We start from the raw sequence: 24828 nt of genomic DNA, 5'->3' as shown, positions 1-24828 counted from the left end.
CGTCGTTGAGTTCCAGCATCGCGGAGTTGGACGGGGTTTCCCGTAGTAAATCGTCATCCTTCGGTCTGCTGGTGGCCGCCATCGGCGTGGTCTACGGCGATATCGGCACCAGCCCGCTGTACACCCTCAAGGAAGTCTTCGCCGGCCACTACGGCGTGCGCGTCGATCACGATGGGGTGCTGGGTATCCTCTCGCTGATCCTCTGGTCGCTGCTCTGGGTGGTCTCGCTCAAGTACGTGCTGTTCATGCTGCGCGCCGACAACGGCGGCGAGGGCGGGGTGATGGCGCTCACCGCCCTGGCCCGTCGCGCCACCGCCGCGCACCCACGGCTGAGTGGCGTGCTGGTGCTGCTTGGCCTGTTCGGCACCGCACTGTTCTACGGCGACAGCATGATCACCCCGGCCATCTCGGTGCTCTCCGCGGTGGAGGGCCTGGACGTGGCGCTGCCGGGCATGAGCCATTGGGTGGTGCCGGTCACGGTGATCCTGCTGATCGGCCTGTTCCTGATCCAGAAGCACGGCACTGCGCGCATCGGCATCCTGTTCGGCCCGGTGATGGTCCTGTGGTTCCTGGTCCTCGGCGTACTCGGCATCTATGGCATCCTGCAGCGCCCCGAGGTGCTGCAGGCGCTCAATCCCTGGTGGGCGGTCAACTTCTTCATCGCCCATCCGGGCATCGGCGTGACCATCCTCGGCGCCGTGGTGCTGGCGCTGACCGGTGCCGAGGCGCTGTATGCCGACATGGGCCACTTCGGCCGCAAACCCATTGCTCGCGCCTGGTTTTCCCTGGTGCTGCCCGGCCTGGTGCTCAACTACTTCGGCCAGGGCGCGCTGCTGCTGGAGAACCCCGAGGCGGCGCGCAATCCGTTCTACCTGCTGGCGCCGTCCTGGGCGCTGCTGCCGATGATCGGCCTGGCCACGCTCGCCACCATCATCGCCTCCCAGGCAGTGATCTCCGGCGCCTTCTCCCTCAGCCAGCAGGCCATGCAGCTCGGCTACATCCCGCGCATGCAGGTGCAGCACACCTCCAGCGCGGCGCAGGGGCAGATCTACGTCGGCGTGGTCAACTGGGCGCTGATGGTCGCCGTGGTGCTGCTGGTGATCGGCTTCGGCTCCTCCGGTGCGCTGGCCGCCGCCTATGGCGTGGCGGTGACCACCACCATGCTGATCGACACCCTGCTGGTCTCGGCGGTGATGCTCCTGCTGTGGCGTACGCCGCGCTGGCTGGCCATCCCGGTGCTGCTCGGCTTCCTCCTGGTGGACAGCCTGTTCTTCAGCGCCAACGTGCCCAAGGTACTCCAGGGCGGCGCGTTCCCGGTGGTGGCCGGGATCGCCCTGTTCCTGCTGATGACCACCTGGAAGCGCGGCAAGCAGATGCTGTTCGCCCGCCTGGACGAGACGGCCCTGCCGCTGCCGGCCTTCCTCGGCAGCATCCGCCTGCAGCCGCCGCATCGCGTCGGCGGTACCGCCATCTTCCTCAGCGCGCGGCCGGACGCCGTGCCCCACGCGCTGCTGCACAACCTGCTGCACAACCAGGTGCTGCACGAGCAGGTGGTGCTGCTCACCGTGGTCAGCGAGGACGAACCGCGCCTGGCGCCGGAGCGGCGCTTCGAGGTGACGGCGTATGGCGACGGCTTCTTCCGGGTGATCCTGCACTTCGGCTTCATGGAGGAGCCTGACGTGCCCGCGGCGCTGCGCCTGTGTCACCTGGACGAGCTGGACTTCTCGCCGATGCGCACCACCTATTTCCTCAGCCGCGAGACGGTGATTCCGACCAAGCGCTTCGGCATGGCGCCCTGGCGCGAGCGCCTGTTCGCCTTCCTGCAGAAGAACGCCAACAGCAGCATGAGCTACTTCCAGCTACCGGTTAACCGGGTAATCGAGCTCGGCACGCAAGTCGAGATCTGACCCCGCAAGGTCACCCCCGCCCGGTAGAATCGCCGCGAGAAACGATTTTCCCGAGGCAGAGCAGCGTGGATCTACAGCAGGGCTTCGTCCTGACCCGGCACTGGCGCGACACGCCGGCCGGCACCGAGGTCGAATTCTGGCTGGCCAGCGACGCCGGCCCGCGCCGGGTGCGCCTGGCACCCCAGCCCTCGGTGGCCTTTATCCCCGAGGTGCAGCGCGAGCGCGCCGAGGCGCAGCTGCGCGGCGAGCGCGAGGTGGAGCTGCGTCCGCTGGGCCTGCGCGACTTCCGCCAGCGGCCGATGCTCGGCCTGTACTGCCGCTCGCATCGCCAACTGATCAAGCTCGACAAGCAGCTGCGCAAGGCCGGGGTGGATGTCTACGAGGCGGATATCCGTCCGCCCGAACGCTTCCTGATGGAGCGCTTCATCACCGCGCCGGTCAGCTTCGCCGGCACCCCGGGCGAGGACGGCACGCTGCTCGACGCCCGCCTGAAGCCGGACGACAGCTATCGTCCGTCCCTGCGCCTGGCTTCGCTGGACATCGAGACCAGCGAGCGCGGCGAGCTGTACTCCATCGCCATCGAGGGCTGCGGCCAGCGCCGAGTCTATATGCTCGGCACACAGCCGGAAGTTGCTCCCGAGGTGGATTTCGACCTGGCCTACTGCGCCAGTCGCGCCGAGCTGCTGCACCGGCTCAACGAATGGCTGGCCGCGCATGATCCGGACGCCATCATCGGCTGGAACCTGGTGCAGTTCGACCTGCGCGTGCTGCAGCGCCACTCCACCGAGCTGCAGGTGCCGCTGCTGTTCGGCCGTGGCGGCGAGACGATGGAATGGCGCGAGCACGCCAGCCACAACCACTTCTTTGCCGCGGCGGCCGGGCGGCTGATCATCGACGGCATCGAGGCGCTGCGCTCGGCCACCTGGAGCTTCCCCTCGTTCAGCCTGGAAAACGTGGCGCAGACCCTGCTCGGCGAGGGCAAGGCGATCGACACGCCCTACCAGCGCATGGACGAGATCAACCGCATGTTCGCCGAGGACAAGCCGGCCCTGGCCCGCTACAACCTCAAGGACTGCGAGCTGGTCACGCGCATCTTCGCCCACACCCGGCTGATCGACTTCCTCCTCGAACGCGCGGCCACCACCGGCCTACCGGCCGACCGCAGCGGCGGTTCGGTGGCGGCCTTCACCCACCTGTACCTGCCGGCCATGCACCGCATGGGCTTCGTCGCGCCGAATCTGGGCGAGAAGATGCCCCAGGCCAGCCCTGGTGGCTTCGTCATGGATTCGCGTCCGGGGCTGTACGAGTCGGTGCTGGTGCTCGACTACAAGAGTTTGTACCCGTCGATCATCCGCACCTTCCTGATCGACCCGGTGGGCCTGATCGAGGGCCTGCGCGAGCCGGACGACGAGCATTCGGTGGAGGGCTTCCGCGGCGCGCGCTTCTCGCGCACCCGGCACTGCCTGCCGGCCATCGTCGAGCGGGTCTGGCAGGGGCGCGAGGCGGCCAAGCGCGAGGGCAATGCGGCGCTGTCGCAGGCGCTGAAGATCATCATGAACGCCTTCTACGGCGTGCTCGGCTCCAGCGGCTGCCGCTTCTTCGACACGCGCCTGGCCTCGTCCATCACCCTGCGCGGCCACGCCATCATGAAGCGCACCCGCGAGCTGATTGAGGCCGAGGGCTACCAGGTGATCTATGGCGACACCGACTCCACCTTCGTCTGGCTCGGCCACGAGCATGCCGAGGAGGATGCCGCGCGTATCGGCCGCGCGCTGGTGGTGCGAGTCAACCAGTGGTGGCGCGAGCACCTGCGCGACGAGATGGGCTTGGAGAGCGCCCTGGAACTGCAGTACGAGAGCCACTACCGGCGCTTCCTGATGCCCACCGTGCGCGGCGCCGAGGAGGGCAGCAAGAAGCGCTACGCCGGCCTGGTGCGCCGCGCCGACGGCCACGAGGAGATGGTGTTCAAGGGCCTGGAGACCGTACGCACCGACTGGTCGCCGCTGGCCCAGCGCTTCCAGCAGGAGCTGTACCGCCTGATCTTCGAGCGCAAGCCGCACCAGGACTACATCCGCGACTACGTGCGGCGCACCCTGGCCGGCGAGCTGGACGAGCTGCTGATCTACCGCAAGCGCCTGCGCCGCAAGCTCGGTGACTACGAGCGCAACGTGCCGCCACACGTGCGCGCCGCGCGCCTGGCCGACGAGCACAACGACCGCCTGGGCCGCCCGCGCCAGTACCAGCGCGGCGGCTCGATCAGCTACCTGATCACCGTGGCCGGCCCCGAGCCACTGGAGACCCGCGCCGCCGCCATCGACTACGAGCATTACCTGACCCGGCAGCTGCAGCCGATCGCCGACGCCATCCTGCCGTTCGTGGGCGACGACTTCGCGCGCCTGGTCAATCCGCAGCTGGGCCTTTTCTGAGGCCTGCTGGCCGGGCGGTCGAACGGGCGCTGCGGCGGCGTGAGCGAGTCGGCAAACCGGCCTTCATCGCGCCACACGGGGCTTCTCTGCCGGCAGGCGGTTCTATACTTTCCGGCCTGGAGTATGGGAATTCATGGCTATCGGAACGGAGCTGAAGGGACATGAATGGCTGGCAGCGGCTGTGGATGCTGTTTTCTCTGGTCTGGACGGGCCTGGTGCTGTTCTACGTGACCAAGACCTGGCGCCTGACCGACCGGGAGGAGTTGCTCAACTGGAATCTGATTGCCGAAGCCCTGGTCGGACTGGTGGCGCCCATCCTGCTCAGCTACCTCGCCGGCGTGCTGGTGGGCTGGCTGTGGCAAAGACTCAGGAAGAGCAAGGCCTCCTGAGTTCTGTGAGCAGATCCAGGAAGTGGGGCTCTGCCGCCTCGTTCGCGCGGTCGGCGTTCTGTTGAGCCCCTGCTTTAAGTAGGTCTCGGCTCCGTGCGGGTTGTCTGTTTCTGCCATGGGCACTTTGGGGTTGCGCTACCATGCCGGCCGAAATTTCCCGCCCAATTTGCTGGCCGCTTATGTCCTCCAACGCCCTGTACACCGACCTGTCCGCCTACTACGACCTGATGTGCGCCGACATCGACTACCAGGCGCAGAGCCACAGCGTGCGTCGTCTGCACCAGCTGTTCGGCAACCAAGGGCGCAACCACTTGGACCTCGCCTGCGGCACCGGCCCGCACGTGCGCCACTTCCTCGACTTCGGCTACTGCAGCGCCGGCCTGGACATCAACCAGCCGATGCTCGACATCGCCCAGCAGCGCTGCCCCGAGGCGCACTTCAGCCGCCAGGACATGGCCGACTTCAAGGCCGAGCAGCCGCTGGACCTGATCACCTGCTTCCTCTACTCGATCCACTACAACGCCGGGCTGGACGAGCTGGGCGATTGTCTGGCCAGCGCGCATGCCGCGCTCGCCGAAGGCGGGGTGTTGTGCTTCAACGCGGTGGACAAGCACAAAATCGATAACCGCTCGTTCGTGCGCCACAGGGTGGAGCACGACGGCAGCCTGTTCGCCTTCGGTTCCGGCTGGTACTACGGCGGCGAGGGCGAGCGCCAGGCGCTGCGCCTGAGCATCGAGAAGACCACGGCCGGGCAGACGCAGACCTGGCACGACGAACACCCGATGGTCGCCCTGAGCTTCGCCGAGCTGCAGGCGCAGCTGGAACCGTACTTCGAGGTGCAGGTATTCGAGCATGACTACCAGCGCATCGCGCCTTGGGACGGGGCGTCGGGCAATGCGCTGTTCGTATGCGTGAGGCGCCAAACGATCTAGGGCTTTTGCCGCTTGCGCTGTTGCTTCACCCGATACATTTCCTGGTCGGCCAGCTTGATCGCCTGTTCCGCCGTCATGTCGTCCGGAATCACCGCCACCACGCCGACACTGGCGCCCGTGTAGTGCAGCGCGTCGATACCTGCGCCCAGTTCGTAGCGGCCGATGGTCGCCTGGGTCAGGCGCTCCTGCAGCTGCTGCGCGGCCTGTTGCATGCCAACGGTCAGATCGGCGTGATCGGACGGCGTACCGAGGGCGATGACCACGAATTCATCGCCGCCGGTACGGCCGAAGACGTCGCTGGCGCGCAGATCGTGTTGCAGCTGGGCGGCAATGCCGCGCAGGAACTGGTCGCCAGCCAGGTGGCCATGGGTGTCGTTGATCTGCTTGAAGCCATCCAGGTCGATGACCGCCGCCAGGATGTAGCGGCTCTCGCGCTGGGCCAGGGCGAACAGGTGGGCGAAATCGTTGAGCACTGCGCGGCGGTTGGGCAGGCCAGTCAGGGCGTCGGTCAGGGCCAGCCTGGCCAGCTCGCTGTTGGCGACTTGCAGGCGCGCGACCAGTCGCTCACGTTCGAGGGAGTAACTGAGCAGCCCGGACAGCAGCTTCAGCAGCGGCTCCACCTCCGGCGCGCGCGCCACCTGGGCGGAACTGGCCGCGCAGACGGTGCCCAGCACCTGGCCATCCTGGGCGCGGATCGGTGCGCTCACATAGGTGCGGATGCCCAGGGCCGCGGCGGCTTCCGAATCGCCCCAGCATTCGGCGACGTTGTCCGAGTACATGCGGTTCTCGTCCAGCGCCCGCTTGCACAGCGTATCGGCCCAGGGCACCACCAGCCCTTCGGGGATCTCCATGGTGCCGACGTTGCGGGCGAACTCGACGCGCTGGACGCCCTGGTCGGTATTGATGGTGGTCAGGTAGGTCGACTCCATGCCTGTGACCTGGCCGAGCAGCGTCAGCAAGGGGCGTGTCAGCTCCTCCAACGTCCGGGCATTGGGGACGGTTTCGGAGAGCTGCGACAGTATCTGATCCATGGGCGCACTTCTTGAGCGGAACGGATAAGCGATTGTTAGCCGATCTGTGGGGAGCTGAACAGTTGCGGTGCGCGTAATCGTCGAGAGCTGCAAATTTCCTGCAATCTGCAGCGAGGTGGAGGGGCGCATGGCTTGTGAGTGACGGTTATCCAGGCGTCCTCAGTGTTGCCCGAGGCGCTCGCGCGTCGCGCGCAGACGCGGCAGTGGCAGGCTGACCAGGATGGCCATCGCCAGCAGTCCCACGCCCAGCAGCGGCAGGTTGGCCAGGCCGAGGTTGACGCTCAGCCACAGGCCCCCGAAATAGGCGCCGCTGGCGTTGCCCAGATTGAACGCGGCGTGGCTCAGGGTGGCGGCCAGGCTGGCGGATTCGCCGGCCTGCTCGACCAGCAGCAGCTGCAGCGGTGAGGAGATGGCGAAGCTGGCCACGCCCCAGGCGAACAGCAGGGCCAGCACCAGCGGCGCCACGTCCATGAACAGGTACAGGCCGAGCAGGCACAGGGTGCTGGCGGCGAAGGCCAGCGGCAGGGCGAAGCGCACGCCCTTGTCGGCCAGGCGGCCACCGAGCAGGTTGCCCAGGGTCAGGCCGATGCCGAACAGCAGCAGCGCGCCGTTGCTGTGCGAGGCGCTGAAGCCGCCGACATCGCGCAGCAACGGGCTGATGTAGGTGAACACGCCGAACAGCGCCACCGACGACAGGCAGCACACCAACAGCGCATGCAGCACCGGACGGCGCAGGATGCCGCTCCAGGCACCGGCTTCGCCGCGCGGTGGCACGGGCGTGCGCGGCAGCCACAGGGCCTGGGCGAGCAGGGCGAGCAGACCGATTGCGGCGACCACGGCGAAGGTCACCCGCCAACTGGTGGCCTGGCCGAGCCAGGCGCCCAGTGGCACACCGAGCACGTTGGCGATGGTCAGGCCGCTGAGCACCAGGGCCATGGCCGAGGCGCGCCGGTGCAGCGGCGCCAGCTCGGCGGCCATCAGCGTGGCACAGCCGAAGAAGCCGGCGTGACTGACGGCGGTGAGCACGCGCATGGCGATCAGCCAGCTGTAGTCCGGCGCCAGGGCGCAGCCGAGGTTGCCCAGCGAGTAGGCGCCCATCAGCCACAGCAGCGCCTGCTTGCGCGGCAGGCGACCCAGCAGCGGACCGAGCAGCGGTGCGCCGATCACCACCCCCATGGCATAGGCGCTGACCAGCAGGCCGGCGTCGGCCAGGCTCACGCCAAGGTCCGCGGCCACTTCGGGCAGTAGGCCCATGATGATGAACTCGCTGCTACCGACGACGAAGCCGCCGAGAGCCAGGGCCAGCAGGGGCAAGGAGAGCAGGGTGCGCGGGTGCATGCGGAGGTCCGGGAAAGCGATCGAGCGCGCGGCTGAAATTGTCCGGGCGCTCAGGTTTGTGCGGGTCGCGACTATACGCGATCGGGCGCTCTCCCGCGCGACCAGTCGGTCAGCAGATTCAGAGGCTGCGTTTCTTTTATTTATAAATAGAATATAAAAATAATTAAACAGTATTTTTAAGGAATAAGAAAAATCCCTACTGTCACTCCACCCAGCCTACCCACTGGGACCAAAGCCAACCTGCCGGCGGCTGAAGATCCAGCCGCGGCGCCTTAATCGAGATCATGGACATGAAGAAGACCTTGCTGTTGACCGCTCTGGCGGCTGCTCTCTCTGCCACTCTGGCGCACGCCGGAGAGAAGCTCAGCGTTGCCGCCACGCCCGTGCCCCACGCGGAAATCCTCGAGCTGATCAAGCCGCAGCTGGCCAAGGAAGGCGTCGACCTGGACGTCAAAGTCTTCACCGATTACGTGCAACCCAACCTGCAGGTGAGCCAGAAGCAACTGGACGCCAACTACTTCCAGACCAAGCCCTACCTGGACACCTTCAACCACGACCGTGGCACCGACCTGGTGATCGTCAAGGGTGTGCACGTCGAGCCCTTCGGGGGCTATTCGCTGAAGTACAAGTCGCTGGCCGATCTGCCCAAGGGTGCGACCATCGCCATCCCCAACGAGGGCAGCAACGGCGGTCGTGCCCTGCTCCTGCTGCAGAAGGCCGGCCTGCTCAAGCTCAAGGATCCGAGCAACGCCCTGGCCTCGCCCAAGGACATCGCCGAGAACCCGCACCAGTTCAAGTTCAAGGAGCTCGAGGCGGCCATCCTGCCGCGCGTGCTGGATCAGGTCGACCTGGCCCTGATCAACACCAACTACGCCCTGGAAGCCAAGCTGAACCCGAGCAAGGACGCGCTGGTCATCGAGGGCAGCGACTCGCCTTACGTGAACTACCTGGTGTCCCGCCCGGACAACCAGAGCAGCGAGGCCATCAAGAAACTCTCTGCCGCCCTGACCAGCCCGGAAGTGAAGGCCTTCATCGAGAAGCGCTATTCGGGAGCCGTAGTTCCCGCGTTCTAAGCGCGGTTCTTTCTTTTGTGTCGCTGCTGCCCGCCGTGAACCACGGTGGTGAAGGCTGAGCTGCCTTCTCCTTTTGACGCCGACCCGCGCAAGCTGGTCGGCGTTGTTTTTTGTGGAGTGTGGGGAGTTTCCTGGGCATCAAAGCAGAAGAGCGGGGAATATTCGCCTGGTAGCGTCTAGCTAGGGTTACGCGGTCAATAAATAAAAAAGGCCGGCAATGCCGACCTTTTTAACTACAGAGCCAGATTCAGGCTTAGAACGCCAGGATGCGCTCTAGCATCTGCCTTTCTTGGCTTGACCCGGTGGGCAGTGAGGTGGGCCGCCGCCGCCGTCGCCAATATCAATGCCTATGCCCGGAAGCCTCAGGCTACAACCCGAAATAAGAACAGCAGCCATGATCAGGGCGACAATTCGTGCAGTCATTTAGCAACTTCCTTTCATGCGATGCCCTGGGGGGCAAAAACTTCCGCCGCGATGATCGCCGATGTCTAGGTGAATGGCATCGGCGTCACCTATGCGGGCATGAACGCCTGGCGCGCTGAAGCTGCAGCCAGTCAGTGCAAGAACCGACACAAGCGTTATCAATGTCATGTAATTCATGATCGTACTCCTGAACTAAAACGCTGCAGCTCAGCCACTGGCAAATGGAGCTCCTTCAGTTCTTGGACGCTTCGCTTTGGTTTCCGTTCCGTTGGCTGGGCACCCGTAAAGAAGCGGTTCGACCACTTTTCGGCACCCAAAGAAAAACCCCTGATTTTCACTGGGAAAATCAGGGGCTTGTTTGGTGGAGCCGGGGGGATTTGAACCCTGTTTTTTGCGTTCTGTTTCGTATCAAACCCGCTCATTCTAGGGCTCCAAGGCCTCTCTCCCTTTCAATTCCTAGCTATCCGGCACATTGATTTCGACACTTCTTCGACACTCCGTCGTGCTGCTCCGCCGTGCCTCTCCTGACACAAGTCAATTCCTCTGCTATGACTTGATGGCAATGTGATGCCACCTAAGCCAAAGGGAATTGCCATGAAGATAAGAAAGGTTACCATTCAGAACTTTCGCGGTATTTCTTACGCAGAGATAAATCTGGAAGACTTCACAACTTTTATTGGGCCAAACAATATCGGGAAGTCTTCTATTCTCCATGCGCTTCATATTTTGCTCAATAACGAAAAGCCCACCATTGATGATTGGCCAAACAAGACTCAATCGGCCGAAATAATGCAGATCACATGCGAATTTAAGGATTTGGAAGAGTGGGAGAAGCGTAAACCGTCAATTTCCGGACTTTTAGATGGGGACTCTCTGAAGGTCAGGATGTCTGCAACTTGGCCGGAAGAAAGCACTTCAATTTCTCACGAGTATAGTGTGTTCTGCACTATGGATGAATTTCCATGGAAGAATTATACCGAGGCTAAGAAGTTTGCTGAGGTTAAAGAATGCCTGCAAGCATTGAATATAACTAGTTCCGAAGAATTCAAACAGCGAGGGGTTGATGTCGAGAATTATATTAGAGACCGGCACCCACACTTAGTGACAACCACAACTGAATGGCACCAAAAGAAATTTGCAAACTCTCTTCAGCAAGCTGTTCCGCATGTTATGTATGTGCCAGCATGCTTTAAGATTGAAGATGACCTGAAAGCAACCAACAACAGCCCATTTTCATTCCTATTTTCAAACAAACTATTCCCGCTTGTCAAAAATGACGCCACTTATAGGGAGTATATTGGCAAGGCTGCGGATTTACAGAAGAAAATACAGGGCAAGGCCGATGGCGATCAAATTATTGACGGTCTTACCGATGCTCTTGATCAAGTATCGAATACGCTGAATCAGATTCTGGATTTTGACTCTAAGGTGAGATTGGCTGTTGGTGATATCGAAATTGAGCCTCTATTCATGAAGGCCGCGACGTTCTTGATAGACGAGGAATTTGAAACCAGCCTCCAATATCAAGGCAGCGGTGTTCAAAGGGCTCTAGCCTTTGCGATGCTTGAAAGCAATGCGGAGCAGGCAGCCGCTGTAGAAGGTGGAGATAGGGCCGTAGTGGTTCTGTATGAAGAGCCAGAGCTCTACATACATCCTCACTTAATGCGCAGACTAAAATCTGCTTTGGTCAGTAAGACTAGCTCTCCTCGCTGGCAAGTCATCTGCTCCACACACTCTCCATTCTTAATATCGCTAGCCGACAAACCTGAATCATTAAAGCTAATCAAACGCGACGCTGGCAATCAAAGAAGCATCCACCAAATAACCGCTGATATATTCGAAAAAAGCGGCGAATATGATGAGCGAGCCATGCTCAGGGCAACCCTGGACTTTCACCCAACCGTTTGTGAAAGTCTTTTCGCGAAGCGTGTTGTGCTGGTAGAAGGGGACACCGAGGTAGCAGTATTTGGTATGGCGTTCGAGCTGCTTGAGCGATTTGGGTTGAACCCCGCGCTAACAAAGGACATTACTGTTATTTCTGCTGGTGGCAAATGGACTATTCCCGCTATCGCAAAAATACTTAACACGCTGGGTATTGATTATAAAGTTATTCACGATATGGATAGGAAGAATCTTACCGACGAGGAGCTCGAAGCAAAAGCTGCGCTTCATCCTTTTAAAGCTAATGCAAAAATTGCCAGCATTGCTGGGGCACAAAATGTATATGTAGTTTCAGATACATTTGAGCATGTGCTTTGGGACCAGCTCGAAGGCGAACAGGCTAGCTCAAAGGATAAGCCGTATAACTCCTGGCTTCGTGTAAGGAATTTTCTTGATGGAAGGCAGGATCTTACGCAATCCAGTAAAGATACATTGAAAAATATATTGGAGTTCGCGTTCTGCTAATTATAGAGGGGGGCTCGCCCCCCCCCTCTATCAAACCCCGCAGCTTTGCATTTTTTTTGCTTCGTTTTTAGCCGTTGGATTGTCGCGGAACTGATCCCACCAGAATCGGCACTCATACGACTGTAAGCGCCTCTCGATCTGCTGTTTTTGTAAGGCTTGCTGACGTAGCTCAGCATCCCTACGACTCTCAGCTTTACCGCGCTGAAACTCCCTGGATAGCTGCTCAAGCTGATAATTCATCCATGCATTTGCTGCTAGAACCCGAATGCCATCAGTGATGAAGGTGCCTAGCACGATTGCCAGGGTGATGATGCCAAGCCATTCAAAAGAGCTCCGCTCCCGGTGCCTTGGCCGAATGTAAACGTCCTCGTCATCCACTCGCATGCTTCAGTCCTTTTCGCCGCCCATCCTTCGGGAATACCAGCGTCTAGCTACTTCCTTAGTGATCGCTATCCCGCGTTCTGACTGGGCAATTTTGAATTGGCTGCATCGTAGTCAGGGCTTGTTTGGCCGCACTCCGGATGCACCTCGCCACTAGCAATCCACAGGGCGTACTGCGGATAGAGAGAGACGAGGGCTGCAACCTCTTGGGTGCTGATCCTCGTTCTCTTGTCATAGCGCACCGTCTTCCACCGGGTGCCGCCGATGCTGGTTGCTCTCACCAGCTCATCGACACCTGTTATGTCAATTAAGCGCCTAATCCTTTCGTCCATAGACTCAAACGGTCTAAAACCGTGTCTTTGTAATATACACATCGTGCGTCTCGTTATGTATATTACGGTTGTACATTACATAAATGAGCTGACTCATTTACGTGCTTATTGAGACGAATAGTGACGGAACGAGCATGGAACTGGAAGAGCTGGAGCCCGGCAAGCTGGCAGGGCCGCAACAGGATGTAGAAACTATTGAGAAGTGGGCCGACCGCAATGGGCTGACCGTTGGCACTGCCCGCGCTTGGGTGTATCGCGGTGTTCTGCCGTCGGTGAAGCTGGGGAAGCTTCGCATGGTGAATAGCGCTCTGCTGCGTTCCTGGCTGCTGGAACAGGAGTGGACGGCATGAGCCATGAACACTCTCGACCGCTATCTACACCTACCGCACGCCGACAACTGCGACTGCTCTGTGTGCTGGTCCCGTCGCGCACCGGCTCCCGCGCTCTCCCAGTCCACACCCTGCGACCAATGCCACCCCGCGTCTGTGGCCAAGGTCGATGGAATCTGGAAGGCGAGCCCTGCCTCTCTCTGCGCGAAACACACGCCACCGCGCCGGCCCCCGAAGTACTGGAACGTTATTCACGACTCGGGCAATCCAACGCCCTTCGTTCCAATCCGCGAGCCGTTCGAGTTGGAGGGCTGAGCCAATGAGCCTGACTGTCAGCTTCGGCCGCTACATGTTTTGGCTCCTGGGCCAATGGACCATCCCGGTAATCATCGGCATTGCTCTTGGCGTCGGCCTCAGCACCTGGCAGCTCACCGAAGAGGCCGACTTGATCGAAGAGATTCTGACCCGCTCCATGCAATCGGTAGTCGAGTCCTGCGAGGCCTCGACCGATCCCCCACCCGACAAGCCATCGCCAGCGGCGTCCGGGACTGGTCCACCAGTCGCGGGCGACGGTGGCGACACGGGATGACAAGGGCCGTGGCCCTTGGTGTTAACGCGATAACGGCCCGCGCACCGGCCGAGTTGTAAACCCCCGGCATACCGAGAAACCCCTCGGGCGAAAAACTTCAAAAGTTCGCCCGTGTGGACCCGCTCGGCCTGCTGAAAGGCAAACCGCGCAATCAGGCGCACCACTAGCGAGGCAACACACATGGCACGTTCCGTAATGGAAGTCGTATTCCTGGGCACCCAGAAAACCGAAATGGAAGGCGCGAAGTACGTAAAGGTCTTCTACGGCGATGAGCCGGACGGCAAGACCGAACACGGCCTGTCCATCATCGGCATGGCCGTCGCCGACGATCACGCCGACGAGGTCTTCGCCGCTGGCGCTCACTTCGAGCCGCTGGAAATGGTCCGCATCACCTTCGAGGTGGACCGTGGCGGCCAGAACAAGGGCAAAAATCTCGCCCTGCACATCGAGTCGGCAAAGCCCCGCACCGAACCCGGTCAGCGCCAAGCCCAGCAGCAGAGCCAGACCGCCAAACCGGCGACCCCGGCTGACGCCGCCAAGTCCTGATAACGGGCGGCTCAGATGGTCCGGATCTTCTGCAACCACTGCCACAACTGCGCCCCCAAGCGCCTGTGGTCGCTGGTTAAAGCCTGCCCGCGCTGCCTGAGCCCCCTATGAATTTCCTGGCGTGTGACGGCAGCTGGAGCGTCGGCGCAGGTGGTGAACCCATCTGCACCGGAACTCTGGTCAGCCTGACCCAAGAGGAAATGCAGGCCCTGTATGGGTCTGCCCTGACCTGGGACCAAGTGGCCGAGCTGCAAGGCGAAGCAATCACCCTGTTTGCCCTGGTGTTCGGCTTCCTGGCCCTCCGAAAAGCACTCAAGCAAAGGTAATGACCATGAAACAACTGCAAACCCTGAAACGCTCCCTCGGTGTCGCTGCTGCTGTCGGCGTTCTGTCCATCCAGCAGGCCTACGCCGCTGTCCCGGCCGATGCCACCGCTGCTCTGACCGAGGCCGGCACCGACGTTGGCACCATCGGTTGGGCTGTGTTCGGTGTGCTGGTGGCCGCTGCGGCCTTCAAGTACATGCGTCGCGCCCTGTAAGCCTGCTCGTCACGTCCCGTGCCGGGCAAGAACAACCCCGCTCCGGCGGGGTTTTCTTATCCAGCTGGAAGTAACCGCCATGTCTCAAGAATGGTTCGTTCTCATCGTCACAGTGGCCGCCTTGTGGGCGCTGTTCTTTGGGCGGGTGTGACCATGCGCAGTGTCTTACTCGCCCTGCTAGTACTGCTTTCGCCTGCTGTCTTCGCCGCCTTTCCGTACATGCCCGACAAGTACGACGACGGCGAGTACGCGACCCCCCAGGCAGCGTGTCAGGCCGTTCTTGACGCTGCCCGCGACGACTGGCGCAGCAAGTGGTCGGCTCCCGATGGTCGTCGTGTCGCGGACTTCACCTTCAATGGTGTCCAGCAGGTCACTAGCTCCCCTCCAGAGATTTACACCTGCCTCTATGAAATCAAGTACGCCGTTTATGAGGGCGGAATCAAGGATCAAAGCTCAGTCACCGGCGTGGGGGTGAACGCAGTTCCCTGGGAAGAGTGCGTATCTGGAAACCCTGACGTTTTCCAGTGGCCACTAGGCCGTAAAGACTCCAACGCCCCTAACAACATCGCCCCCGGCACTGAGATTCCACCGCCGTCCTGGGCCTGTAGCAGCGGCTGCAAGGTCAACCGAACCTCTGGTGTGGACGGTTGCTACAACTTCGACGGCGAAGGCGCCGTGACCTACTGCGACTACAAGGGCGAGCAGACCGGCGAGACCTGCAACACCTCAGACACGCCTCAACCCGATGTGCCCGAGGTTCCGCCCGATCCCTGCGATACCAATCCACAAGGCGAAGGCTGCTCCGGTGGCGGCGATCCCGGTGGTGGCGATCCGGGCGGCGGTGACCCTGGCGGTGGCGATCCCGGTGGTGGCGATCCGGGAGGTGGTGACCCTGGCGGTGGCGATCCCGGTGGCGGTGATCCGGGAGGTGGTGACCCTGGCGGCGGTGACAACGGTGGCTCTGCTGGCGGCTTTGCCAACTGCGACGCACCGCTTTCCTGCGAGGGGGATGCCATCGCCTGCGCTCAGCTCTACCTGCAGAAGGAACAGTATTGCGACGGTCTGGAACAGTCCGACTTCCTTGGGCAGCAAGACGATATCGCCGACTTCTTGGATCAGCCGGACTTCGAGGCTGAAGAGGATGAGGAAATCAATCTGAGCGAAATGTTCAGCGAGGGAACCCGCTTCCTGCCGAGCAGCTGCCCCCAGGCCAAGTCGTTCTCGCTGACCACCAACGGTGGCCGCACCTTTTCACTCTCGTTCGAACCGCTGTGCCAGTTCGCCAGCGACCTTTCCTATCTGATCGTGGCGGCAGCTGCGGTCTTTTACGCCCTCTACGTGGGCCGCGCTGTTGGAGGTGAATGATGCCCGTCTGGCTCTGGGTTGCTCAGTTCGTTTTCATGCTGATCCAGCCGCTGATTAACTTCGTGCTGCGCCTGCTAGGCATCGGCTTCGTGACCTACGTCGGCTACAACGTCCTGCTCGAGCAGGTGGCCGGCTACGTCACCTCGCGCATGGGCTCTAGCACCCTGGTGATTCAGCAGATTCTCGGGCTGGCCAAGGTCGATGTAGCCATTAACATCTTCCTGGCGGCCGTCACCACTCGATTGGTGATCGCGGGGCTGAACAAGGCCCAGGACCGTCGACGTTCGCAGGTCTGGCGCAAGCCGGGCGGCACCTCCATCGAAGCATAAGGAGGCCGCCACATGCTCTACATCCGCACCGGAAAGCCCGGCCACGGCAAGACCCTCAACACCATTCGCGAGGTCGATGCCAAGGCCTTCGCGGAAGGTCGCCCGGTCTACTACCACAACATCAACGGCCTCAAGCCCGAGCTGCTTAAAGCCAGCTGGTTCCAGTTCGATGACCCCGAACTCTGGTTCGATCTGCCCAAGGACTGCATCGTCGTGGTGGACGAGGCGCAAGGCTGGTTCGGTGCCCGCGACACCCGCGCCCGGCCACCGGAACACATCACCCGCTTCGAGACCATGCGTCACTCCGGCCACGAGGTGCACTTGGTCACCCAGGACCCGCGCTACATCGACGTGCATTTGCGCCGCCTGTGTAACGGCCACGTCCACTACTGGCGGGTGTTCAAGTCGCAGCAGCTGCTGCGCTTCGAGTCGGATGCGGTGATTGAAAAGGTCGAGGTCAAAAGCAGCTTCAAGGACGCCGACAAAAAGACCGTCCGCCTGGATAAGAAGTTCTTCGGCGTCTACACCAGCGCCAACGCCCAGCACCATTTCCAGACCAAGCTGCCGACCAAGTTTCTCTTGGCCATGGCCGTGATCGGCGGGGCGGCCTTTCTGGTCTACCGCGCCTACGAACGCTACGAGCTGGGCAAGGCCGAAACCGCCGCTGAGCAAGGCGCGCCCGCAGAGGAGAAGGGGCTGGTCGATCAGGTGAAAGGCCAGGTCGGCTCCCTGATCAACCCAGTGGCCCGCGCTTCGGGTAAGGACGCCATCACCGCGGAGAAATACCTTGCCCTGCGCACCCCGCGGATACCCGATGTGCCCAGCTCAGCGCCGATCTATGACGAGCTAACCAAGCCCAAGACCTACCCCAAGCTGTCCTGCGTGATGAGTTCGGATGAGGGCTACATCGAGCGCAACCGGCGCCGCTATAAGCCCGTCAGGGATGGCCAAAAGTCCTACATCTGCGAGTGCTTCAGCCAGCAAGGCACCTGGCACAAAACCTCGTTTGCCTTCTGCCAGAACACGGTTAAACACGGCTACTTCGATCCCGCGATCGCCGATCGGGGCAGTGATCAAGAACGCATGAACACCGATCGCCAGCCCCCACCACCGGAACAGCCCCTGGAAGGCCAGCAGCAAGCCCAAGCCGGCAGCATCGTGACACGGGTGCCCTACGAGAAGGGCCGCTTCCTATGGTGATCCGCGCCTGCTTTCGGGCGCCTTTTCGCGCATGCGCGAGGCACGAGCGATGCGCAAAAGGCGCGCGCGGGACGACCCTGTAACACGTCAGATAAACCCAATTACCGAGTTTCAATTCGTACCAATTCGGAGTGAGAAAATGAGCGTTAAGGACCAACTGCGAGTCGATCAGGAATTCAACGAGTCAGCGACCGGGCGTCTGTTCTTCGATGACCACACCGCCATCCTCACTGACCTGTCGAAAGTCCGTCTGCTGCGCTGCGGGGTGGACACGGTCCGCCAGCTCTACCGGGGGCTGATCCGCCCGGAAATCATGGCGCTGTTTGAAACCCCTGGCGCCATCGTCGATTTCGCCGGCCAGCGCTGGCACTCCGGTCGCGTCGGACGTGACTCCGGCTACCAGTACAAGCTCCAGAACGCCGACCTGGGCTTCGTCCTGCTGGTGAAGAACTTCAACGCCAAGATCGACGCCATCGGCCCCCACCTGAAAATCGAAGTCTCCCCGCATGCCATCGACGCCCTGAGCCCTGAGCGTCTGCAAGCTCGCATGGACTACTACGCCAATGAGGTGATGACCAACCTCGAAGTCAATCAATGCGCTGTGCACCTGGCACTAGACCTACAGGGCTGGCAACCGCCTGCCGACCTGATGGCTCGCATGCATTGCCGTGCGCGCACTCACCGCGACATATCGGGCATCAATGAGATTTCCTGGGCGACCAAGGCCAGTGTGTATGGCCGTGGCGAAACCTCCATGTTTGGCTCCGCTGGCGGCATCCAGCTGTGCATTTACAACAAGACTGAGCAGGCCAAGGCCACTGACAAACTCGACTACTGGGAAGGCGTCTGGCGTCGTCGTGACAGCTTCGACGAGGGCGACCCGGACAACTACAACCCGGCCCAAGCCGTGTGGCGCATAGAGCTGCGCTACCACCACTCGATCATCCAGCAATTCGCCAGCGGCTCGGTAGACGTGCGCTCCGGCGAGCTGATCGACACCAGCTCCTTTGCGGCCTTTGCAGCCCACCTAGACGGCCTCTGGCGCTACGGCCTTAGTCAGTTCCGCCTGCAAGCCCGTCCCGGCCGCTATGAGGCCATCTGGACCCTGATTCGTCAGGATGTGCGAGTCGATATCGCCGCCGATTCGCTGCTGGAAGACACCCACTACAAGCGCCACTACAAGACGGCCCGTGGCTTCTCCGGAAAGAACGTCGAGCTGTTCCTGGGCAACTTCGTCAGCTTGCTGGCAAGGGAAAGGGTGGGCGCAAAAAAGGCCTTTAAGCGGCTCACCGAGTGGGAATGCTGGCCGGTGATCCGCGACCACTACGCGGCCAAGGATATGACCACGATTGACCTCTACAACCACATCCGCGACCTCTTGGAGGAACGGCATATCCGTTGGGGGCGTGCTATATGATCTCCGTCTCTATTTCTGAGTCGATGCTATGCAGAACACCCCCAAATGCCCGGATTGTGGGAGAGATTGGCCGTCAGACGCTGACGACTGCCCCTCGTGTGCCTTCCGAGCGAAAGCCCTTTCATGGGGCTTCTTTATTGTCTTTTCTGTCTTTTTGGTTGCGTTTGTGGTGCTGCTCACTATGCACTAGCGTGCTTTTCTGCAATGGCCATTGAGCAATTAGTCGATGGCCGCTGGAAGGTCGACATAGAGCCGATCAAGGGCAAGCGCTTCCGCAAGATTCTCAAGACCAAGGCAGAAGCTCAGCGGTTCGAGGCTAATTGCCGTTCCAAGGTCGTAGACAATCCGAGCTGGTCACCCAAACCAACTGACACCCGCCGATTGACCGAGCTGGTCGCCGCTTGGTTCGACCTGCATGGGCACTCTCTCAGGGACGGGGAGCGCCGCCGCTCCAAGCTGGATTTGCTCGCTAAGCGACTTCGCAATCCGCAGGCCGCCAAGCTCGACCCGCAGACCTACGCTCATGATCGCCGCGTCAGGCTAGGGGAGGGCGTTTCGCCTAAGACTCTCAACAATGAGCTTGGCTATCTGCGTTCGCTCTACAACGAACTGCGAGGCCTAGGAGTTATCGACTACGCCAATCCGCTGGCCCTGGTGAAGCCGTTGAAGATCCAGGAACGTGAATTGTCCTGGCTGACGACCGATCAGATTGCCGAGCTGTTGGAGGCTATCCGCAGTGGCTGTGATAACCCACATGTCGAAATCATCACGCTCATCTGTCTGGCCACCGGCGCACGTTGGTCAGAGGCCGAGAAGCTGAAGCGGACCGGGCTACGTAATGCGGTGATTACCTTCAGTGGGACCAAGAGCGGTAAGGTCCGATCAGTACCCATCACGACTGAGCTAGAAGCCAAAATCCTTAGACACTGGAAACAGCATGGTCAGCCGAACTCGGCTATCACCTCGTTTCGCAGAGCCCTCGCCAGGACGACTATTGAGCTGCCGAAGGGGCAGGCGGCCCATTCTCTCCGACATACCTTCGCCAGTCACTTCATCCAGAACGGTGGCAACATCCTTACGCTGCAAAAGATCCTGGGTCACTCGAGCTTGGCCATGACTATGCGCTATGCGCACTTGGCGCCAGATCACCTTCAGGATGCGCTGAGGTTAGGGCCATTAGCCGCACTCTCGCGTTGATCGGTTTCGTCGATCTTAAAGAGGATTCCGTCATACAGCGGAGCATTGGGTTCCAGTATGAGGGCGCAACGCCGGAGAACCTTGCTCCGGTCGTGTACATAGAGATCAAAAGAGCTTGAGCGAAAATGCTCCAAGGCCATCCGGCATGCCCGCTCAGCCTCATCGCAAGGAATTTCGGCGTTCTCAGCTGGGTAGTAGACCGCCTGTGTCACGTCCTGATAGAGGACATTCACAAGCAAAACTCTGCTTGCGTGACACATAACGTCTAAAAATAGCTGGCCTGGAAGCTGCACGAGAGGAACCTCGTACCGCTCTCGGTAAAGCGTACCCATTGGGCTGCAACCTTCTAAGCGAGCATGCCTACTGCTGCTCAGGTGGGGAGCCACATTCCTTGCCAGTTCTTCAGCGGAAAGACGAGGCGCAAGCGCTGCAAGCTGAACTATCAGAGACCGCGCGGAGAGTGGGGCGGATCATCTTGAATGCAAATTATTTATATAACTTCTACGTCAAAATGGTGTCTGGGGCCAGCCGATGCCTGCAAATTTTTTCTCGCCTTGCGCGTGGGTCGTTTCGACACTTTTTCGACACCCAAAGAAAAACCCCTGACTTTCTCTAGGAAAATCAGGGGCTTATTTGGTGGAGCCGGGGGGATTTGAACCCCCGTCCGCCAGCTCTCCGCTATCGGTTCTACATGCTTAGCCATCTCTACTGAGTTAACTCCGCGCGGCCCGAGTGGCAGGGCGCTTGGAGCGAGCTGCATAAGTTTTAGCCGTTACACCTGCAGCGAGCTTGGCGGCGATCCTGTTCTATCTGACTGACCTAATCGTCGGGTTTACAGGCATCCCCTAGGGTCAGCTAGCGGCACTTAGGCGGCTAGAGCGTAGTTGTCGTCGTTGGCAACTATAAAGTTGTGGCAGCGGATTTACGAGAACTGTCACCTACTCGGCATGCCCCTCAAGTTTTGCTACCGGCGTCGAATCCTAATCGGCCCCAGAACTCTCTTGCGAGGTTTAATAGGCAGTGTACGGCAAAGGTTCACCAGCGTCGACCATCGAACTGCCAGTACAATGCCTGGCAGGCACTGGCCGTTCGGCGGTCTTGTGCCATCCTCTTCAGATTAGAATTCGAGGAGCGACGGATGCCGCTCGCACCACTCAAGCCTTTGCGCCGCTGGATCTGGCGAGCGTTCCTGCAGAGTGCGCTGATTCCCCTGGTACTGGTGGAGTCGGTGCTGATCGCCGTCTATCTCTACACCAACGAATCCATCCGCGAGGCCCAGGTCGGTTATCTGCAGAGCAGTGCGCTGCAGGATCTGGACAGCGCTGTGCGCCGCGAAGGGCAGGTGATCGACAGCCGTCTGCGCGCCATCGAGGCCCAGGTCGGCATCTACCGTGACGCGGTGACCGAGGCCCTGAGCGATCACCGCTTCGCCCCGGACGAGCTGGAGCGCAAGCGTCACGCCAGCGCACCGAGCGGCGTGTTCTACAGCAGCAGCGACGATGGCCGCGCCGCCTCCTTCTATTCCGCCGCTACGCCACCGGCCAAGCAGGACCGCGCCAAGGCACTACGCCTGTCGCGGGTGGACCCGCTGATGCGTTCGATCCGCCAGGCTGATCCGCTGGTGGCGGCGGTCTACTTCAACACCTGGGACAGCTACAACCGCATCTACCCGTATTTCGATGTGCTGCAGCAGTACCCGCATGACATGGTCATCCCGCAGTACAACTTCTATTACCTGGCCAACGCCGAGCACAACCCCAAGCGCAGCACCGTGTGGACCGAGGTCTACCTCGATCCGGCCGGTCAGGGCTGGATGATGTCGGCCATCGCCCCGGTCTATCGCGATAACTTCCTCGAGGGCGTCGCCGGCCTGGACGTGACGGTCGGGCAGATGCTCGCTGAGATCGGCAACCTGCAGGTGCCCTGGCAGGGATATGCGCTGCTGGTGGGCAGCGACAACGCGATCATGGCCCTGCCCACGGCGGGCGAGAAGGACTTCGGCCTGCGCGAGCTGACCAGCTACTCCTACGCCGAGGCGGTCAGCCGCGAGGTACTCAAACCGGCTGACTTCAAGCTGGATCGCCAGCAGGGCCTGCGTCCGCTGCTGGAGGCCATGGCCACCCGGCACCACGGCGTGGTCGAGGTGCAGCTCGGCGGCCGTGGCCAACTGATGGCCTGGAGCGAGATTCCGCAGACCGGCTGGCGCCTGTTGCTGGTGGTGGACGAGGCGAACATCTTCAGCGAGACCAACCGCCTGGCCGAGCAATACCAGATCATCGGCTACCTGCTGATCGCCGGCCTGGTGTTCTTCTATCTGCTGTTCGGTACCTGGATGTGGACACGCTCGCGGCGCCTGAGCAACGAGTTGGCCGAGCCCATCGCCGGTATCGTTGGCATGATGCGCAGCCTGGCGGTGGGCGAGCGCAAGCCGGCGGCGCCACCGACCTCGATCGCCGAGATGGCCGAGATGGCGGTGGAAGTGCAGCACGCCGGCCAGCAGTTGCAGGCCAGCGAGGAGAGTCGCCTGCGGGCTCAGCGCACCCTGGAGCTGGTGCTGGAGAGCACCACCGAGAGCCTCTGGGAAGTGGAGGCGGAGAGCCTCAGCATCCGCATCAGCGACCGCTTCGTGCGGCGCTTCGGGCTGCCCAGCGACTGCATGCCGTTCGCCGAATTCAACCGGCGCGTGCATCCGGACGACCTGCCACGAGTGCGCCACCTGCGCCTGAGCATGGCCGATGACAGCGCCGAGGACTTCTTCGAGGCCGAGTACCGCTATGCCGATGGTCTGGGCCGCTACGTCTGGCTGCTCAGCCGCGGCAAGGTGATCGAGCGTGACGCCGAGGGCCGCGCGGTACGAGCGGCGGGCACCCACGTCGACATCACCCGCCTCAAGCAGGTGCAGGAAGAGTTGCGCCGAGCCAGCCACGAGGCCCAGGCCGCCAGCCAGGCCAAGAGCCGTTTCCTGTCCAGCATGAGCCACGAACTGCGCACGCCGCTCAATGCCATCCACGGCTTCGCCCAACTGATCGAGCTGGAGGCCCAGGACCATGCCGAGCGCAATCAGGAGGCGGAATACGCCCGCGAAATCGTGCTGGCCAGCCGGCACCTGACCTCGCTGGTGGACGACATTCTCGACCTTTCCAGCATCGAGAGCCGCCAGCAGCAGCTGCAGCTGCAACCGGTGGATATCGGCCCGTTGCTACGCAGTTGCGCTGAGCTGATCCAGCCCGAGGTGCAGCAGCGCCGCCTGCAGCTGCAGGTACTGGCCGAGGCCCATCCGCCGCTGTTCGTCCTGGCCGATCTGCGCCGCCTGCGCCAGGTGATGCTCAACCTGCTGTCCAACGCGATCAAGTACAACAGCCCGCAGGGCATGATCCGCATGGGCTACGAGGTGCGTGCCAGCGGTGTGCGCCTGTGGGTCGATGACAGTGGTCCTGGCCTCAGCACCGAACAGCAGGCGCAGCTGTTCCAGCCGTTCCAGCGGCTCGGCCGGGAGAACTCCAATATCCCTGGCACCGGCATCGGCCTGGTGCTGTGCCGCGAACTGGCGGAGCTGATGGGTGGCGAGATGGGCTTCACCAGTGACATCGGCCTGGGTAGCCGTTTCTGGATCGAGCTGCCCAGCGCCGCCGAGCCGCCGCTCGATGGGGCCGCTGAAAAGCCGGCCGCGACGCGTGCGCGCCAGGTGCTGGCCCAGGTGCTCTGCGTGGAAGACCATCCGGCCTGCCTGCGGGTGCTGCAGGAAGGGCTGCGCGAGATGGCGGTGGTCGGCGGCGTGGGCTCTGTGCGCCGTGCGCTGCTGCAACTCAGCGAGCAGACGCCGGCGCTGGTGCTGCTCGATCTCGATCTGCCCGATGGCAGCGGCCTGGAGGTGCTGGAGTACATGCGCAACGAGCCGCGCCTGGCCGAGGTGCCGGTGCTGGTGGTCAGCGCTGCGGCCGACGAGGAGCTGTTGGCGGAAGCCCGCGCCAGGGGGGCGCAGGCCTGCCTGCTGAAGCCGGTGGACCTGCAGCAACTGCGCCAGATGGCGCTGTCGCTGCTCGGTCAGGAAGCCTGACTACTCGCTGGCCTGCAGCAGGTTCAGCGCTTCCTCCAGCACCTTCACCGACTCACCGTGATTGCCCGACTTGTGCAGCTGCTCGCCTTCTGCGCGCAGGCGCTGCACTTCGGCCAGCACTTCGGCATCGGCGGGCGGGTCGGTCTTGAGCATTTCGTCGATCTTGGCCATGTCCTGGGGGCAGTGCATGGCCCATAGCGAGGTGCTGAACAGCAGGGTAGAGCAGAGCAGGAAGAGCCGGCGCATGGTGAGTCCTCCATGGATGGGGTGAACTCAGTATAGAGACGGACGCCAGGTCCGCCGTGCCGCCGGCTCTCCAGCCGTCAATTGGCCGGGCCGTCGCCCTTGCCGGTTTTCTCCAGCAGGGTCACGGCTTGGCCGGCATGCCCGGCACAGCCTTCCATATCACCGGCCTGCTGGGCTTGCACGGCCTGCTTGCGCAGATCTTCGACCTGCTGCTTGGCGGCCTCGCCGAGGGCGGTCTGGCTGGCCAGCTGGTCATCGATCTTCTGCAGGTTAGTGGCGCACAGATCGTCGTTGGCGAACGCCGGCGAGGCGGCGAGGGCACAGGCAAGAATCAGGGCAGTACGCTTCATCGAGGTCTCTCCTCTTCAGTCGTCGAA

At 61.7% G+C, this 24828-nt stretch carries 24 protein-coding genes and 1 other RNA gene; 18 read left to right on the top strand and 7 right to left on the bottom strand.

Translation table 11 applies throughout. The features are described 5' to 3' along the window. The first annotated feature begins 5 nt into the window (after window positions 1-5). The 4 genes from IB232_RS15415 (at window position 6) to IB232_RS15400 (ending at window position 5654) form a co-directional block, all read left to right on the top strand. Window positions 6-1907: a potassium transporter Kup gene (locus IB232_RS15415; RefSeq protein ID WP_192399493.1), complete on the top strand. Its 1902-nt coding sequence runs from the start codon at window positions 6-8 to the stop codon at window positions 1905-1907. A gap of 65 nt (window positions 1908-1972) precedes the next feature. Further along, a complete protein-coding gene (locus IB232_RS15410) occupies window positions 1973-4333 on the top strand; it encodes a DNA polymerase II (protein WP_192399492.1) in 2361 nt (786 codons plus the stop codon). 161 nt (window positions 4334-4494) lie between these two features. Beyond that, window positions 4495-4722 (top strand): hypothetical protein, encoded by a 228-nt coding sequence (locus tag IB232_RS15405; protein WP_192399491.1) that lies wholly within the window; start codon window positions 4495-4497, stop codon window positions 4720-4722. 179 nt (window positions 4723-4901) lie between these two features. Continuing rightward, window positions 4902-5654: a class I SAM-dependent DNA methyltransferase gene (locus IB232_RS15400; protein ID WP_192399490.1), complete on the top strand. Its 753-nt coding sequence runs from the start codon at window positions 4902-4904 to the stop codon at window positions 5652-5654. On the opposite strand, the gene IB232_RS15395 is transcribed toward IB232_RS15400, so the two are convergent. Then, the gene (locus IB232_RS15395; RefSeq protein WP_192399489.1) at window positions 5651-6685 is read right to left on the bottom strand and encodes a sensor domain-containing diguanylate cyclase; all 1035 of its coding nucleotides are present in this window, start codon (window positions 6683-6685) and stop codon (window positions 5651-5653) included. The genes IB232_RS15400 and IB232_RS15395 overlap by 4 nt on opposite strands. Before the next feature lie 159 nt (window positions 6686-6844). Beyond that, entirely contained in the window at window positions 6845-8023 is a 1179-nt protein-coding gene (locus tag IB232_RS15390; RefSeq protein WP_192399488.1) for an MFS transporter, read from the bottom strand. Between the two features lie 290 nt (window positions 8024-8313). Here IB232_RS15390 and IB232_RS15385 point away from each other — a divergent pair, with 290 nt between their 5' ends. Continuing rightward, window positions 8314-9096: a MetQ/NlpA family ABC transporter substrate-binding protein gene (locus tag IB232_RS15385; RefSeq protein WP_192399487.1), complete on the top strand. Its 783-nt coding sequence runs from the start codon at window positions 8314-8316 to the stop codon at window positions 9094-9096. 273 nt (window positions 9097-9369) lie between these two features. Here IB232_RS15385 and IB232_RS23540 read toward each other — a convergent pair whose 3' ends face one another. Continuing rightward, a complete protein-coding gene (locus tag IB232_RS23540; RefSeq protein WP_225592340.1) occupies window positions 9370-9519 on the bottom strand; it encodes a hypothetical protein in 150 nt (49 codons plus the stop codon). Window positions 9520-10113: 594 nt separating this feature from the next. Between IB232_RS23540 and IB232_RS15380 the strand changes: the two genes are divergently transcribed. Then, complete coding sequence (locus IB232_RS15380; RefSeq protein WP_192399486.1) at window positions 10114-11925, top strand: ATP-dependent nuclease; 1812 nt, start codon at window positions 10114-10116, stop codon at window positions 11923-11925. A gap of 30 nt (window positions 11926-11955) precedes the next feature. On the opposite strand, the gene IB232_RS15375 is transcribed toward IB232_RS15380, so the two are convergent. Further along, the gene (locus IB232_RS15375; RefSeq protein ID WP_192399485.1) at window positions 11956-12309 is read right to left on the bottom strand and encodes a hypothetical protein; all 354 of its coding nucleotides are present in this window, start codon (window positions 12307-12309) and stop codon (window positions 11956-11958) included. Between the two features lie 463 nt (window positions 12310-12772). Between IB232_RS15375 and IB232_RS15370 the strand changes: the two genes are divergently transcribed. The 11 genes from IB232_RS15370 (at window position 12773) to IB232_RS15320 (ending at window position 20148) form a co-directional block, all read left to right on the top strand. Then, on the top strand, window positions 12773-12988 hold the full coding sequence (locus IB232_RS15370; RefSeq protein ID WP_192399484.1) for a DNA-binding protein: 216 nt from the start codon (window positions 12773-12775) through the stop codon (window positions 12986-12988). 3 nt (window positions 12989-12991) lie between these two features. Then, on the top strand, window positions 12992-13282 hold the full coding sequence (pflM, locus tag IB232_RS15365; RefSeq protein ID WP_192399483.1) for a lysogeny maintenance protein PflM: 291 nt from the start codon (window positions 12992-12994) through the stop codon (window positions 13280-13282). A 4-nt stretch (window positions 13283-13286) separates the two neighbouring features. Then, the gene (locus IB232_RS15360) at window positions 13287-13556 is read left to right on the top strand and encodes a hypothetical protein (RefSeq protein ID WP_192399482.1); all 270 of its coding nucleotides are present in this window, start codon (window positions 13287-13289) and stop codon (window positions 13554-13556) included. A gap of 180 nt (window positions 13557-13736) precedes the next feature. Then, window positions 13737-14102 carry a hypothetical protein gene (locus IB232_RS15355; RefSeq protein WP_192399481.1) on the top strand — a complete coding sequence of 122 codons (366 nt, stop codon included), beginning with the start codon at window positions 13737-13739 and terminating at the stop codon, window positions 14100-14102. 107 nt (window positions 14103-14209) lie between these two features. Then, entirely contained in the window at window positions 14210-14428 is a 219-nt protein-coding gene (locus tag IB232_RS15350) for a hypothetical protein (RefSeq protein WP_192399480.1), read from the top strand. Window positions 14429-14433: 5 nt separating this feature from the next. Further along, a complete protein-coding gene (locus IB232_RS15345; protein ID WP_192399479.1) occupies window positions 14434-14640 on the top strand; it encodes a major capsid protein in 207 nt (68 codons plus the stop codon). Between the two features lie 153 nt (window positions 14641-14793). After that, window positions 14794-16005: a virulence factor TspB C-terminal domain-related protein gene (locus tag IB232_RS23530; RefSeq protein WP_225592338.1), complete on the top strand. Its 1212-nt coding sequence runs from the start codon at window positions 14794-14796 to the stop codon at window positions 16003-16005. Next, the gene (locus tag IB232_RS15335; protein WP_192399478.1) at window positions 16005-16334 is read left to right on the top strand and encodes a DUF2523 domain-containing protein; all 330 of its coding nucleotides are present in this window, start codon (window positions 16005-16007) and stop codon (window positions 16332-16334) included. Before IB232_RS23530 ends, IB232_RS15335 begins: the two co-directional genes overlap by 1 nt. A gap of 12 nt (window positions 16335-16346) precedes the next feature. Continuing rightward, entirely contained in the window at window positions 16347-17534 is a 1188-nt protein-coding gene (locus IB232_RS15330) for a zonular occludens toxin domain-containing protein (protein WP_192399477.1), read from the top strand. Window positions 17535-17673: 139 nt separating this feature from the next. Beyond that, window positions 17674-18951 (top strand): hypothetical protein, encoded by a 1278-nt coding sequence (locus IB232_RS15325; protein ID WP_192399476.1) that lies wholly within the window; start codon window positions 17674-17676, stop codon window positions 18949-18951. A 204-nt stretch (window positions 18952-19155) separates the two neighbouring features. Continuing rightward, on the top strand, window positions 19156-20148 hold the full coding sequence (locus tag IB232_RS15320) for a tyrosine-type recombinase/integrase (RefSeq protein WP_192399475.1): 993 nt from the start codon (window positions 19156-19158) through the stop codon (window positions 20146-20148). 634 nt (window positions 20149-20782) lie between these two features. Here the strand turns inward: IB232_RS15320 and ssrA are convergent. Further along, window positions 20783-21140, bottom strand: a transfer-messenger RNA (tmRNA) gene (gene ssrA / locus IB232_RS15315). A gap of 146 nt (window positions 21141-21286) precedes the next feature. Here ssrA and IB232_RS15310 point away from each other — a divergent pair. Continuing rightward, the gene (locus IB232_RS15310) at window positions 21287-24205 is read left to right on the top strand and encodes an ATP-binding protein (protein WP_192399474.1); all 2919 of its coding nucleotides are present in this window, start codon (window positions 21287-21289) and stop codon (window positions 24203-24205) included. Here the strand turns inward: IB232_RS15310 and IB232_RS15305 are convergent, their stop codons facing one another. After that, on the bottom strand, window positions 24206-24451 hold the full coding sequence (locus IB232_RS15305; RefSeq protein ID WP_137971010.1) for a hypothetical protein: 246 nt from the start codon (window positions 24449-24451) through the stop codon (window positions 24206-24208). A 77-nt stretch (window positions 24452-24528) separates the two neighbouring features. Continuing rightward, window positions 24529-24801: a hypothetical protein gene (locus IB232_RS15300; RefSeq protein ID WP_192399473.1), complete on the bottom strand. Its 273-nt coding sequence runs from the start codon at window positions 24799-24801 to the stop codon at window positions 24529-24531. Window positions 24802-24828: the final 27 nt, after the last annotated feature.

Source organism: Pseudomonas sp. PDM15, from assembly GCF_014851565.1.
Taxonomy (GTDB): Bacteria; Pseudomonadota; Gammaproteobacteria; order Pseudomonadales; family Pseudomonadaceae; genus Aquipseudomonas.
This window is presented reverse-complemented; position numbering and strand designations above follow the sequence as displayed.

What these genes read in the sequence shown, in the direction of transcription:
- IB232_RS15350 (WP_192399480.1), top strand. Translation starts at nt 14,210, where the DNA reads ATGAATTTCCTGGCGTGTGACGGCAGCTGGAGCGTCGGCGCAGGTGGT.
- IB232_RS15335 (WP_192399478.1), top strand. Translation starts at nt 16,005, where the DNA reads ATGCCCGTCTGGCTCTGGGTTGCTCAGTTCGTTTTCATGCTGATCCAG.
- IB232_RS15380 (WP_192399486.1), top strand. Translation starts at nt 10,114, where the DNA reads ATGAAGATAAGAAAGGTTACCATTCAGAACTTTCGCGGTATTTCTTAC.
- IB232_RS15385 (WP_192399487.1), top strand. Translation starts at nt 8,314, where the DNA reads ATGAAGAAGACCTTGCTGTTGACCGCTCTGGCGGCTGCTCTCTCTGCC.
- IB232_RS15375 (WP_192399485.1), bottom strand. Translation starts at nt 12,309, where the DNA reads ATGCGAGTGGATGACGAGGACGTTTACATTCGGCCAAGGCACCGGGAG.
- IB232_RS15345 (WP_192399479.1), top strand. Translation starts at nt 14,434, where the DNA reads ATGAAACAACTGCAAACCCTGAAACGCTCCCTCGGTGTCGCTGCTGCT.
- IB232_RS15370 (WP_192399484.1), top strand. Translation starts at nt 12,773, where the DNA reads ATGGAACTGGAAGAGCTGGAGCCCGGCAAGCTGGCAGGGCCGCAACAG.
- IB232_RS15320 (WP_192399475.1), top strand. Translation starts at nt 19,156, where the DNA reads ATGGCCATTGAGCAATTAGTCGATGGCCGCTGGAAGGTCGACATAGAG.
- IB232_RS15325 (WP_192399476.1), top strand. Translation starts at nt 17,674, where the DNA reads ATGAGCGTTAAGGACCAACTGCGAGTCGATCAGGAATTCAACGAGTCA.
- IB232_RS23540 (WP_225592340.1), bottom strand. Translation starts at nt 9,519, where the DNA reads ATGACTGCACGAATTGTCGCCCTGATCATGGCTGCTGTTCTTATTTCG.
- IB232_RS15405 (WP_192399491.1), top strand. Translation starts at nt 4,495, where the DNA reads ATGAATGGCTGGCAGCGGCTGTGGATGCTGTTTTCTCTGGTCTGGACG.
- IB232_RS15310 (WP_192399474.1), top strand. Translation starts at nt 21,287, where the DNA reads ATGCCGCTCGCACCACTCAAGCCTTTGCGCCGCTGGATCTGGCGAGCG.
- IB232_RS15395 (WP_192399489.1), bottom strand. Translation starts at nt 6,685, where the DNA reads ATGGATCAGATACTGTCGCAGCTCTCCGAAACCGTCCCCAATGCCCGG.
- IB232_RS15400 (WP_192399490.1), top strand. Translation starts at nt 4,902, where the DNA reads ATGTCCTCCAACGCCCTGTACACCGACCTGTCCGCCTACTACGACCTG.
- IB232_RS15355 (WP_192399481.1), top strand. Translation starts at nt 13,737, where the DNA reads ATGGCACGTTCCGTAATGGAAGTCGTATTCCTGGGCACCCAGAAAACC.
- IB232_RS15300 (WP_192399473.1), bottom strand. Translation starts at nt 24,801, where the DNA reads ATGAAGCGTACTGCCCTGATTCTTGCCTGTGCCCTCGCCGCCTCGCCG.
- IB232_RS15390 (WP_192399488.1), bottom strand. Translation starts at nt 8,023, where the DNA reads ATGCACCCGCGCACCCTGCTCTCCTTGCCCCTGCTGGCCCTGGCTCTC.
- IB232_RS15330 (WP_192399477.1), top strand. Translation starts at nt 16,347, where the DNA reads ATGCTCTACATCCGCACCGGAAAGCCCGGCCACGGCAAGACCCTCAAC.
- IB232_RS15360 (WP_192399482.1), top strand. Translation starts at nt 13,287, where the DNA reads ATGAGCCTGACTGTCAGCTTCGGCCGCTACATGTTTTGGCTCCTGGGC.
- IB232_RS15305 (WP_137971010.1), bottom strand. Translation starts at nt 24,451, where the DNA reads ATGCGCCGGCTCTTCCTGCTCTGCTCTACCCTGCTGTTCAGCACCTCG.
- IB232_RS23530 (WP_225592338.1), top strand. Translation starts at nt 14,794, where the DNA reads ATGCGCAGTGTCTTACTCGCCCTGCTAGTACTGCTTTCGCCTGCTGTC.
- pflM (WP_192399483.1), top strand. Translation starts at nt 12,992, where the DNA reads ATGAACACTCTCGACCGCTATCTACACCTACCGCACGCCGACAACTGC.